This window comes from Arthrobacter sp. MYb227, assembly GCF_002975435.1.
Lineage (GTDB): Bacteria > Actinomycetota > Actinomycetes > Actinomycetales > Micrococcaceae > Paeniglutamicibacter.
The window spans coordinates 18,225-30,618 of sequence record NZ_PCPT01000002.1 but is presented as its reverse complement, the minus strand read 5'-3'; the positions used below and the strand labels follow the sequence as shown (position 1 = coordinate 30,618).

The window sequence follows — 12,394 nt, the reverse complement described above, 5'->3', positions numbered from 1 at the left end:
GGGGCCGTCCGGTCCCCACTCTGGCCGGGCGGCCCCCATTACGGATCTTGCTGGAATACGTCAGGGGTTTAGACGTAGTCCTTGTACTTTTCCAGGTGGCGGACCGGGGTGGAGAGTGCATCGCGGCGGAACGGGTCGCCCAGTTCGCGGGTGCACATGACCTCGATGACGGTGGTCTTGCCGTCGACCATCTGGGCGTTGAGCGCGTGCTTCAGGGCCGCGCCGACGTTCTCCAGCTTGTCCACCACAATGCCCTCGGCACCCATGGAACGGGCCATTTCGGCGAAGGATTCGCCGTTGTCCAGCTCCCCGGCGATGAAGCGGCGGTTGTAGAACTCGACCTGGTTTTTCTTTTCCGCGCCCCACTGGCGGTTGCGGAAGACGACAGCGGTGACCGGCAGGTCGTGGCGCACCGCGGTGAGTACCTCGCCCATGCTCATGGCCCAGGCGCCGTCGCCGGCGTAGGCAACCGCCGGACGGTGCGGGGCAGCGGCCTTGGCGCCGATGATGGTCGGCAGCGCGTAGCCGCAGTTGCCGAAGGACATCGGGGCGAAGAAGCTGCGCGGCTTCTCGAAGCGCAGGTAGCTGTGGGCCACGGAGTTGATGTTGCCGATGTCGGTGGAGATCATGACATCTTCCGGCATGGCGTTTTCCAGTTCACGCAGCACCTGGCGCGGGTGCAGCCAGTTGCCTTCCTCGCCTTCGGCCTCGGCGATGACATCCAGGGAGTATTCGTCCAATTCGTGCGTCCATGCGGCGAGCTCCTGCTCCCAGGCATCCTTTTCGGCCTTGATGTTCGCGGCACGCTCGGCCTTGGTGGCATCCGAGGCCAGCTCGGTGCCTTCGAGGCGCTTGACCAGTTCGATGGCCACGGCCTTGGCGTCACCGGTGATGCCCACGGAGATCTTCTTGACCAGTCCGAGCTTGGTGTGGTCCGCGTCGATCTGGATGATCTTGGCCTCGGTGGGCCAGTAGGCCTGGCCGTACTGTGGCAGGGTACCGAACGGGCCAAGCCGGGTGCCTAGGGCGATCACGACGTCGGCCTCGGAGATCAGCTTCATGCCGGCCTTGGAACCCTGGTAGCCCAGCGGGCCGGCCCAGAGCGGGTGGCTGGCGGGGAAGGAGTCGTTGTGCTGGTAGCTGTTGACCACCGGTGCGCCGAGGCGCTCGGCCAGGGCTTTGGCTTCCTCGACACCATCGGCCATGACCACGCCGCCGCCGGAGACGATGACCGGGTTCTTGGCGGTCTTGAGCAGTTCGATGGCCTCCTCGAGTGACTTGGTGCCGCCGGCACCGCGGTCCACGCGGCGCGGGGCCGGGATCTCGGTGATGGATTCGCCGTAGAAGTAGTCGCGCGGGATGTTCAGCTGGGTCGGGCCGTTTTCGCTCATGGCGCGGTCGAAGCAGCGTGCGGTGAATTCGGCCATGCGGTTCGGGTGGGTCACGTGACCCTGGTACTTGGTGAATTCTTGGAACATCGGGAGCTGGTTGGCTTCCTGGAACCCGCCCAGGCCGATGGTGTTGGTTCCGGCCTCCGGGGTGATGATGACGACCGGGCTGTGCGCCCAGTAGGCGGCGGCGATGCCGGTGACGCAGTTGGAGATGCCCGGGCCGTTCTGGCCGATGACCACGCCGTGGCGACCGGAGGCCCGTGCATAGCCGTCGGCCATGTGGGCGGCGCCCTGTTCGTGGACCACCGGGACCAGTCGGATGCCGGCCGGGGCGAAGATGTCCATGGCGTCCATGAACGCCGAGCCCATAATGCCGAAGATGTCGGTGACATCGTTGGACACGAGGGTCTCAACGAAGGCTTCCGACGACGTCATCTTCTGTGCGCCCTTGGTTACTTCGCGGGAAGTGGCCTTTTCGGTCATAACAACTCTCCTTCGGGGTATCGAAACCTCACAAACAAGCAAAGTCTCAAAAAATGGTTCGTTTTGTTCCCAAAAGCGGGATTAGTGACAAAACTATGCGACTCAGGTCACATCCGTCAACCCCCTATTCCATTTATTCTTCTCACTGATACTATTTAATGAAACTTCGCACATTGGCAGATTGGACAAATCATGGAAAATCTCACGGAACCGGAGCTGGGACCCGTAGGCGCCGTCGAGGGGGAAACCCCGGCCCTGCGACTGTTCGCACTCCTAGAACTCATCACCACCCGCGACCAGCTCTTTACCTTGCAATCGCTCGTTGACCAGACCGGCCTACCCAAGCCCACGCTGCACCGCATGCTGCAACAGCTAGAGGGTGCCAACTTGCTAACCCGGCAATCCGATGGCCGGCACTACGGAACAGGTGCACGCATGCGCCGCATGGCCGAGGACGTGCTACTCAACGACACCCGGCACGGCACCCGGCACGCAATCCTGCGCCGGCTGGTCGACGAAATCGGCGAAAGTTGCAACATCACCTCGTTGTCAGGCAACGAGGTGATCTACCTTGATCGTGTGGAAACCAACGAGCCGATCCGCGTGCACCTGGGCCCAGGATCCAGGGTTCCGGTGCATTGCTCGGCCAGCGGCAAACTCATCCTTTCCCAATTCGGTCCCACCCAGCGCGAACGGGTGCTCGCCACCGGGGAATTGCAACGCTTCACCGCCCACACGCTGACCGACAAGACCCAGATCGAGGCCGAATTGGCCCAGATTCGCCTGCACGGCTACGCCCTTGACCGTCAGGAATTCCTTGATGGTCTCGTCTGCCTGGCCGTGTTGGTCCCGAATACCTCGGGGCGTTCAAACCTTTGTGTCGCCGTGCAAGCCCCGATGATGCGCAAGAGCATTGAGGACTTGCTCAAGTTACTTCCAGCCCTGCGCCTGGCCGCCGAATCCATTGCCCGCCTTGAAGACCACTCAGATCTCGGTTCCCCGAAGGCCGAACCTGTAGCTGCGGGATGGTGACAAGCATGGAAAATCTTTCAGCCTCAAACCCGGAGCTCATGAGCCAGGAACTCGTATCGGTGCGCGAGGTCTTTGGCATCGACAGCGATCTACGCGTCGCCAGGTTCGCCGAACCCACCGAGCATGTGCCCGCCATCGATCCGGCCTACCGTTTCGACCCGGACACCACCTTGGCCATCTTGGCCGGCTTCACGCACAATAGCCGCGTCATGATCCAGGGGCTGCACGGCACCGGAAAGTCCACCCACATTGAACAGGTCGCCGCCCGGCTGAACTGGCCGGTGCTGCGTGTGAACCTCGACGGGCACATCAGCCGGCTAGATCTGGTCGGCAAGGACACCGTGGTAATCCAGGACGGAGCCCCCGCCACCCGGTTCCAAGAAGGTGTGGTTCCGTGGGCCATGGTCCAGCCCATGGCGCTGATCTTCGACGAATACGATGCCGGGCGCCCGGACGTAATGTTCGTCATCCAGCGTCTGCTCGAGCGCGAGGGCAGCTTCACGCTGACCGATCAGAACCGAGTCATCCGCCCGCACCCGCATTTCAGGCTGTTCGCCACCTCCAACACCGTGGGGCTGGGCAACCTCAACGGGCTTTACCACGGGGTGCAGCGGCTGAACCACGCCCAGCTGGACCGCTGGAACATCGTCGCCTCGCTGAACTACCTCCCGCTGGAGGAGGAAATCAAGATCATCGCGGCCCGGGTCCCCGCCCTGGCCGACGCCCGGGGCCTTGAGCTAATCCGGTCCATGGTGCAGGTGGCCACGCTGACCCGCGACGGCTTTGCCGCAGGGGACATTTCCACGCTGATGTCTCCGCGCACGGTCATCACCTGGGCGGAAAACATCTCCATCTTCCGTGACCCGGGGCTGGCCTTCAGGCTTTCCTTTGTCAACAAATGCGACGAGGCCGAACGCTTCACCATCTCCGAGTACTACCAGCGCTGCTTCGCCGCCGAACTTGACGAGTCGTTTGCGCTCGTTCCGGCCGGGGTCTAGCGGACATGGGCGCCACCGGTGCGCAAGTCGCCTCCGAGCGCCGGGTCCAGGAAATCCGCCAGCTGTGCGCCGCAAGCCTGCGCGCGCTGAGCCGGGACCCGGGCCTGGACCTGTTGGGCAAGCACGTGTACCGCGGAACCGGCATCCTGCCACTGAACGCACCGCACCTCTACCCGCCCGCCGAATCGGCTTCCTTCGAATCCTTCAGGGGCGCCAGCGACGGCATGGCGCTGCGCGTACTGCACTCCGACGCCGCGGCGCACCGCGCCGCCATGCCGGATTCCCCCAGCGCCCGGCTGGTATTCGAGGTGCTCGAACAATTCCGGTGCGAATCCCTGGCCGAGCTGCCCGGGGTGTGCGCCAACCTGCGCTTGCGCCACGAAACCTGGTCCAAGGAATACCTAGCTTCCGGACTCACCGAGACCGCGCTGGGCATGCTGATCTACACCATCATCCAGGTCACCCGCTCGCGGATCACCGGCGAACCGGTCGTTGAAGAATCCGAAGACATGATCGAATCCGCCCGGGCCAACCTCGCCGGGTCGCTCGGGCAGTTGCTTCCAGCACTGCGTCGGAACCGGCAGGACCAGGCCGCTTTTGCCGTGGCAGCCCTGGAGGTGGCCGAGCTTGCGGCCCAAAATGTTCAGGCGCTCGAATCCCGGTACAAGCCCGCGGCAAAACCGAAAACGGACAAGCTCAGGGAAGCGGCCTTCGATCTTCTGTTAGATGTGGAGAACGAGGCCTCGATGATTGGCACCGCGACCTCCGGAACCAGCACCTCGCTCACCAATTCCACCCAGGGCTACAAGGTTTTCACCAGGGCCTACGACAAGGAACGTACGGCTGCCTCGTTGGTGCGCAAGGACTTGCTACCCGGATACCGTCAACGTATTGCCGAACGCGTGCATACCGAAGCCGTCAATGTGCAGTTGTTGGCCAAGCGTCTGCAGGCACTACTCTGCGTACCCGAGGACTCCGGCTTCGATTCCGGCGCCGAGGAGGGCATCCTAGATGGCTCTCGGCTGACCCAACTTATCGCTTCCCCCGTCGAACGCCGGCTCTTCAAGACCCGACGATTCGAGCCCCGGGCAGCGGCAACACTCACGTTTCTGGTTGATTGCTCGGGCTCCATGAAACAGCACTCCGAGGGGCTCGCCGCCTTCCTCGACGTGTTGGTGCGGGCGCTCGAACGCATCGAGGTTCCCTGCGAGGTCCTGGGCTACACCACCGGGGCATGGAACGGCGGACGCGCGCTGAAGGACTGGAGACGCTCCGGCACACCAGCAAATCCCGGACGGCTCAACGAGTTAAACCATCTGATCTTCAAGGACGCCGAAACTTCCTGGCGCACCGGCCGCGCTGGCCTGTCCGCCATGCTGAAACAGACCCTGTACCGGGAGGGCGTTGACGGAGAGGCCGTGCGCTGGGCCATGTCCCGTTTGGCCAAGCGCGAGGAAGAACGCAAGATCCTCATAGTCATTTCCGATGGCAGCCCAGCCGACGGGGCAACGGCCACCGCAAACGATGAAAACTACCTGCAGCACGACCTCGGACAGGTGGTTCGAGGCATCGAGGCCGCGGGAGAAATCGGCATCGCCGGCTTGGGATTGGGGCTGGACATGAGCCCGTATTTCGGACGCAACCTGATCCTCAACAAGGACCGCTTGGGCGGTTCGGAATCCGTCCGCGACCTATTGGGATTGCTTGAACGATCGCTGCGTGGCCGCCGCTAAGTGCGCATTGACACTGAAATTTTTGGTGTCCCGCGGTTCGAGATCCAATGGGCCAGAAATCACTTGCTGGCACCAGCGTCACGATGAGGAAGGCCATCAGTTGGAGCAGAACGACGAAGCAACGCAATCGTCTGATTCGACTCTAGCGGCCCCCAGCGACCAAACGAGTAACCGGAAGTAGAACCCAGAATGCGTCAGTATCTGGAAGGGGAGCCAATGCAATCTTTGCCCCCCCTTCCACGTCCGCGTTACTGTGCCGCCACCGATTCCTTGATCGTTGGACGAATCAATCCCAAGCTTTCGCGCAAGGTGGTGCCCGGGTATTCGCTACGGAAGAGTCCACGTTCTTGCAGGATCGGAACCACAAGCTCCACAAAGTCTTGTAGCGAGTGCGGATAGCTCGGGCACATCAGGTTGAACCCGTCACAGGCACCGGATTCAAACCATTGTTGAATTTCATCGGCAACTTCGGTGGGAGTGCCAATCATCGTTGCGTGTCCTCCCCCGGCTGCCAGGAATCCGAGAAGTTCACGCAGCGTCGGTTGCATCGTCCCGATGATACGTTGCACCGTCTGGTACCGCCCCTGCGGTCCGGCAAAGGTAGTGGCCGGGGGCAGCTCCTGGACCGGTTCATCCAGCCCGTGGCCACGGTAGTCCTGTCCCGTAAAGATGTTCAGCTGGGCAATTGCCGCATCGATATCCAGGTACGCATCGAGGGCACGCTTCTTCTCGAAGGCCGCGGCCCGCGTGGGCGCCACATAGGTCACCAGACCGGGCAGGATCGGCATCGGTGACTCCGCCCTGCCCGAGGCGCGCGCCCGCCTGCGCATGTCCGCCGCAAATTCGAGGGCAGATTCGCGATCCCATGCGACCGAATAGATGGCTTCGGCATATTTGGCGGCAAAGGCCCTGCCCGTTTCCGAGGAACCCGCTTGAAAGAGCACCGGTTGGCCCTGCACAGAGCGGGGTACCGTCAACGGCCCGTCGACCGAGAAGTACTTGCCGGCATGGTTGATGGGTCGAATTTGCTCGGGGTCAAGGAAACAGCCTCGTTCCTTGTCCATGGGCAGGGCCTCATCGGACCACGAATCCCAGAGTTGCTTGATGACCTCCACAAATTCTTCGGCCCGTTCATAGCGTTGAGCATGCGCGGGCAACGCCGAGAATCCGTGATTTCTAGCCTCGGCGTCGAACATGGAGGTCACCACGTTGATTCCGGCGCGTCCGCCACTGATCTGGTCCAATGAGGCCACCAGTCTGGCTGCGTGAAAGGGCGTATAGAAGCTTGAGGAGACGGTGGTGACCAGCCCAATATGCGTGGTGCTGCGGGCAATGGCGCTAAGCATGGTGATCGGTTCGAGCAGCCAGGGGATGCCGGCCGAATAGTCCCTGTTGATGCTGTGCCCGTCGGCAAAAAAGATCGCATCCAGGCACCCGCTCTCGGCCAGCACCGCCAGTTCCTCGTAATAGGAGATCTCGCCGACGCGTTGGGCGCTTGAATCGGGATGCCGCCATCCCATGGTGTGGTGTCCCGCCCCGAAAAGGAAGGCGTTAATATGCATTGTTCGCTGCATGCTCATGTGGGCTCTCCTCGCCGCTAGTTCATCACCAGGCCGCCGTCAACGACGAGGTTTTGCCCCGTCACCGCCCGCGACCAGGTGGAGGCAAAGAACAACGCCGCGTCGGCGAATTCTTCCGGAGTGGTGACCTTGCGTAGTGGCGTTCCGCTGGCGATCAGGTCAAAGACCGCTTCGGGGGTTGCCGCCGAGGCATCCGTGGTGCGCAACAATCCACCGGAAACCATATTCACGCGGATGTTCGCCGGACCAAGATCGCTGGCAAAGGTACGTGTCAGCGCCAACAATGCCGCCTTGGCCGCCGTGTAGTCGTGGTACGGGACCACCGGATGCTGGAAGAGGTTGGTACCGACATTCACGATCGACCCGAATCCGGCGTCTTTCATTCCTGGTACCACTGCCTGAATGGTGTTCAGTGCTCCGCCAATCACGCCGGTGAACTGTGCATTGAACTCCGCAAAGTGAATCTCTTCCGCCCGGGAGCGCAAATCGCCATTGAAGGAGAAGTCAGGCAGCGCATTATTAATCAACGTGGTGATGGGAGACCCGAAATGTTCGGTAGCGGCCTTCACCAAGGCGGCCACCTCGCCGGCGTTGGTGACATCTGCTTGGAGTGCCAAGACACGGTCCGAGCCGAGTTCCTCGGCAAGCTGGCGAGCGGCTTCTTCACTCGCACGATAGTTCAGCACCACGCGGGCACTCTCACCGGCAAACGAGCGGGCAATCTCCGAGCCCAGCCCTCGTCCGGCACCGGTAATCAATACAATCTGGTCTTTGATACGCATTTACTGCACCTTTCGGTTAAGCGAAAGGATGCCAAAACGCCATCAAACACGCACCCACACGTGGATACACCTTGACGCCGGACCGGCATCCCTTCGCTCGGATTATCGAGATCAGGTTCAACGGGTCTATCTCTCAGCCGCCAAGCGGCACCCCGTGTCGAGTCCTAGGCACACCATAGCACCACATCAGATACCGGAAGCAGAACATGAACCTGTCAGCAGTTAATGCATCCGCACTGCATTCGCGGGGCACCGTGTCGGCGAGCGAACCAGCGAACCTCTGCACCTGCTGGTCTCAGGGGGGTACTACCGCGTCGATGATGAAAACACCGGCTCCACTGCGATGCCTCATTCAAGTCGCAGGACATGCTTACCGCGTGCGCGCCGCGTCTGCACCTTCGCCAAGGCGGCTAAGCCCTGCTCAAACGGATATACCCGTTCGAGCTCCACGTGCAGCTCCCCTTCGGCGATATCGGTCAGGAGTTGCGCCAGTTCATCACGGACGTCCATCGGATAAGGAACGCCGCTCATGCGCACGCCTCGCTCGGAGATCAGGGCATCGCCTGAGATCGTGACCAGCGCGCCGGCGTCCTTCAGCAGCTGCATGCTCTGGCTTGATGTCCCGGGCTGTACCGCAACAACCGCATCGAAGCCGTCTGGCATCCATTGAAGGACCTGCTCGACCCAATTCGGGTCATGATAATCGACAGCTTTTTCGGCACCCAGCGACAGCAGATAGGCATGGTTGGGCGCCGAAGCCGAGGCCACGACCCGCCAACCTCGCCTGCGCGCAATCTGAATGGCGAGCGTGCCAATGGCCCCCGAGGCCCCGGCGATAAACAGCGTTCCGCCTGACGGCATCAACTCAAGCGCACGAAAGGCCCGCAAAATCGTGTTTCCCGCAACGGGTACGGCAGCGGCCTCAGGAAAGTCAATACCATCGGGAATCGGAATGATCAGTGAGTCGGCATTGACAGCGACGAACTGAGCCCAGGTGCCCCCCTTCGATTGCATTGAACTGACAAATGTCACCCGGTCGCCCGGCCGATAGCCTAAGACGCCGCGGCCAGTCTGTTCGATCACGCCAGCGCCTTCAATGCCGATTGGATAGGGGTAAGTCGCATTGGTAGGCAGGAAATAAGAATCGTGGATCCCCACGCCGACTGCGCGTATCCGCACAAGCAATTCCGCATCGTCGATCTTTGGAACCGGCACTTCGGCCAGTTCAACTGTGGGCGCACCGGGCCGAGGGATAACGAATGCCTTCATGACATGCATATTCTCCATCAATCACGATCGGACGAGACACACCCCGCGCTCGGCTACGAACAACGTGAGGCCGTAGCCCCAGTATGTGGCATCATCTGAACGTTTGCTAGATTCCGCTACCCGTTCCTGACGCTGAATCATCAATTCGTCGGCCGATATTGACCCGGCCGGGTGCTGGTTGCCGGATTTTAGGGCGGGGATGGCACCCAACAGATTAACTGACCTTGCAGGGGACAACTTCTTGCATGACACTAGCCCCCTCAACAACAATGCAATTACTGTTGAGGGGGCCGGGCCGAACAATTCACATCTTGAGCGTTCCACGCCCATTCTGGCTCGATACAACCCTCAGCAGAGGTGCCCTGGCTTGACTGCGTGACAAAAAGCATGGTGCATCCGGCCCGCATTTGAAGGCTAGATGCACCACACGTGCTAGATGTTTTATCTAGCCTCGATTATCACTTGGTCGCCTGCGACGCCGCGGTGCGGGCCGCCTTGAAGTTGGTTTCCACCGGGCGGGAACCGCCCAAGACCAGGAAGTCTACTTGTTCGTCGGAGAGCGTCTTATTGTGCTTGCGACGCATCAGGAAGAAGACGACTCCCAGCAGGGTCCACACGGCCAGTGCCGTCATCGATTCCTTGCCCAGCACACCCGGGGAACCCGGAATCAGCAGTAGTGCCATGAAGACCAGTGCCGTCACCGCGCCCAGAGCGCTCAGGATCTTCTTGGACGTCGAACGGGTGCCCTCGAGGTCGCCGGCAATCTCCGGGGAGTTGGTGGTGCGGAAGATCTTGAACGCACACAGGCAGGTGTACAGGTAGGCAACCGTCACGCCGACCGCGCTCATGTCCACCACCCAAGTCAGTGCCGCACGGCCGAACCACGGGCTGATCAGGCAGACCGCGCCGACAAAGATGACGCCAACGTATGGGGTCTTGTACTTCGGGTGCAGTCGAGCAAACATCTTGGGAACCATCTGCGCCCGGCCCATACCCAGCAGGATGCGGCTGGCCGAGACATAGAAACCGTTCAGGCCGGTGCTCACGCCCATGGTGATGCCGATGGTCAGCAGCAGCATGCCCGATCCACCCATCACGCCGGTCAACGCATCGGCGGTGCCCCAGGCCGAATCCCCGGCGACCAGCGCCTGCCACGGTGCGGCCATGGCGACAGCGGCAATCATTGCCGCGTAGAGCAGGGCCGCGGCAAGCAGCGCCAGCACGATCAGTTTCATGGCCTTGGACGGCGGGAAGTCGAATTCCTCGGCCGCCTGCGGCACATTGTCAAAGCCGATGAAGGCCCACGGGGCGATGGCAACGATGGCGGCGATGGCGGCGATCGGGTTCACTCCCTCGGGGAAGGCCGGCAGTGCGTTGGCGAAGACGACCTGCGGGCTGGCGATGACTGCCACCAGGATGCAGGCCACGGCGATCAGCATGATCACGCAGGCGATGAACTGGATGCGTCCGGAGAGCGCGGTGCCGCGGATGTTCAGGTAGGCGAAGACGGCAAGCGCAACCATGGAGATAAGTACCTCGACGATGTACACGTCCCAGCCGGCCACCGTATATAGGTAGCCTTGCTGCACCACGTCGGGCATGAGCTTGCGGAAGAGCAGGGCCAGTGCCGAGGCATTCAGCGCCACGATGCAGGTGTAGCCAAGGGTGAGGAACCAGCCGCAGAAGAAGGCGTGGGTCCGTCCGAAGCCGACCAGCGCAAAGGCAAGTTCACCGCCGGAGACCGGGAAGGTCTTGATCAAGAACCCGTAGCTGACGGCGATCAGCACCATCAACGCTCCACCAATCAGGAAGCCCGAGATTGCACCGAGCGGGCCACCCATGGCCAGCCAGTCGGTGGGCAGGATAAAGGCTCCCCAGCCCACCGCCGAGCCGAGGGCAATGGCCCAAACCCAGTGGGTCTTGAGGGTTTTGGCCATGCGTTCGGGCTGCTCGCCGACGCCGCCGCCGATGCCGGCTGGCACCGTTGCGGGTGAAGCCGACTGTTCTGTTGTCGCTTTCATTGAAACCTCGTTGCTCGGTGGACGGCGTCTGCGTCGTCCATGTGAAGTCATGTCCGTGGGCGGGAATCCCGCTCTGGGTCAAGATTTTTGAGATTGCATCATGCTGATCAGTGAAACGTTGACGATGTCCGCAACGCAGGCGCCGCGGGACAGGTCGTTGACGGGTGCGGCCAATCCTTGGAGGATCGGGCCGTAAGCTTGGGCACCGGCGAGGCGTTGGGTGATCTTGTACCCGATGTTGCCCGCTGCCAGGTTCGGAAAAATGAAAACATTGGCATGCCCGGCGACCGTCGAGGCCGGGGCCTTGGAAGCCGCCACGGATTCAAGAAGTGCGGCGTCGAACTGAAGTTCGCCGTCGACCTTGAGCCCGGGGTTCCGGGTGCGGGCGAGTCCTGTTGCCTGGCGAACCGCCGAAACGGTTTCGTGTTCGGCGCTGCCTGCGGTGGAGAAGGACAGCATGGCCACGGCCGGTTCCTGCCCGGTGAGCGTGGCAAAGGTGTCGGCGGTGGATATCGCGATGTCGGCCAGTTGGCCGGCGTCCGGGACCGGGATGACGGCGCAATCGCCGTATCCCACGTAGCGGCCATCGGCCAGCCGCATCAAAAACGAGGAGGAGACCGTGGTGGTGCCCGGTGCGGTGCCCACCAGCCGCAGGGCGGCGCGTAGGACATCTGCGGTGGGTCGGGTCGCCCCGGCCACCACAGCATCGGCAAGCCCGGCGGGCACCGCGGCCACGGCAAGGAACAACGGATCATCCAACCAACCGGCGGTTTTTTCCGCACCCAGCTCGGCGCATGTGCCGGCCAGCAGCATTCCGGCGGGACCGTCGTGCAGCTGGGCAACACCCATGATGGTGGTGTCGGCGGTGAGTGAGATGCCCTGTTGCTGCGCCATGGCGGCCACCGCGTCGTGCTCCCCCACCAAGATCACCTCCACCCCGAGGGAATTGAGCACCACTGCCGCTTCCACTGCCCGCTGGTCTTCGCCGTCGGCCAGCACGATGCGGCCCCGGGCGCCATCCGTGGTGCTAGCAAGAAAGCGTGCCAGCATGTTTTCATCGACGCCCGAGGGCCTCACCGGTGCAATGGTCATGGTTTTCTTGCTC

9 protein-coding genes and 1 riboswitch are annotated in these 12,394 nt (G+C 62.1%); of the genes, 3 read left to right on the top strand and 6 right to left on the bottom strand.

All coding sequences use genetic code 11. The features are described from left to right. Positions 1-68: 68 nt before the first annotated feature. Positions 69-1,874 carry a sulfoacetaldehyde acetyltransferase gene (gene xsc, locus CQ018_RS04180; RefSeq protein WP_105548744.1) on the bottom strand — a complete coding sequence of 602 codons (1,806 nt, stop codon included), beginning with the start codon at positions 1,872-1,874 and terminating at the stop codon, positions 69-71. A gap of 192 nt (positions 1,875-2,066) precedes the next feature. On the opposite strand from xsc, the gene CQ018_RS04175 reads away from it, so the two are divergent. The 3 genes from CQ018_RS04175 to CQ018_RS04165 are packed head-to-tail and all read left to right on the top strand — an operon-like array spanning position 2,067 to position 5,637. Then, positions 2,067-2,906 carry an IclR family transcriptional regulator gene (locus tag CQ018_RS04175; protein ID WP_105548743.1) on the top strand — a complete coding sequence of 280 codons (840 nt, stop codon included), beginning with the start codon at positions 2,067-2,069 and terminating at the stop codon, positions 2,904-2,906. Then, positions 2,900-3,904 (top strand): AAA family ATPase, encoded by a 1,005-nt coding sequence (locus CQ018_RS04170; protein WP_258142399.1) that lies wholly within the window; start codon positions 2,900-2,902, stop codon positions 3,902-3,904. Before CQ018_RS04175 ends, CQ018_RS04170 begins: the two co-directional genes overlap by 7 nt. A gap of 5 nt (positions 3,905-3,909) precedes the next feature. After that, complete coding sequence (locus tag CQ018_RS04165; protein WP_105548741.1) at positions 3,910-5,637, top strand: cobalt chelatase; 1,728 nt, start codon at positions 3,910-3,912, stop codon at positions 5,635-5,637. A 248-nt stretch (positions 5,638-5,885) separates the two neighbouring features. On the opposite strand, the gene CQ018_RS04160 is transcribed toward CQ018_RS04165, so the two are convergent. The 5 genes from CQ018_RS04160 to CQ018_RS04140 all read right to left on the bottom strand — a co-directional run bounded on the left by CQ018_RS04160 (position 5,886) and on the right by CQ018_RS04140 (position 12,381). Further along, a complete protein-coding gene (locus CQ018_RS04160) occupies positions 5,886-7,217 on the bottom strand; it encodes an LLM class flavin-dependent oxidoreductase (protein WP_105548740.1) in 1,332 nt (443 codons plus the stop codon). 17 nt (positions 7,218-7,234) lie between these two features. After that, positions 7,235-7,999: a 3-oxoacyl-ACP reductase gene (locus CQ018_RS04155; protein WP_105548739.1), complete on the bottom strand. Its 765-nt coding sequence runs from the start codon at positions 7,997-7,999 to the stop codon at positions 7,235-7,237. Positions 8,000-8,070: 71 nt separating this feature from the next. Then, positions 8,071-8,164: riboswitch (TPP riboswitch) on the bottom strand. Between the two features lie 183 nt (positions 8,165-8,347). Next, positions 8,348-9,268 carry an NADP-dependent oxidoreductase gene (locus tag CQ018_RS20220; protein WP_219843991.1) on the bottom strand — a complete coding sequence of 307 codons (921 nt, stop codon included), beginning with the start codon at positions 9,266-9,268 and terminating at the stop codon, positions 8,348-8,350. 458 nt (positions 9,269-9,726) lie between these two features. After that, positions 9,727-11,289, bottom strand: coding sequence for an APC family permease (locus CQ018_RS04145; protein WP_219843990.1), 1,563 nt, complete (start codon positions 11,287-11,289; stop codon positions 9,727-9,729). Positions 11,290-11,367: 78 nt separating this feature from the next. Beyond that, on the bottom strand, positions 11,368-12,381 hold the full coding sequence (locus tag CQ018_RS04140) for a phosphotransacetylase (RefSeq protein WP_105548738.1): 1,014 nt from the start codon (positions 12,379-12,381) through the stop codon (positions 11,368-11,370). Positions 12,382-12,394: the final 13 nt, after the last annotated feature.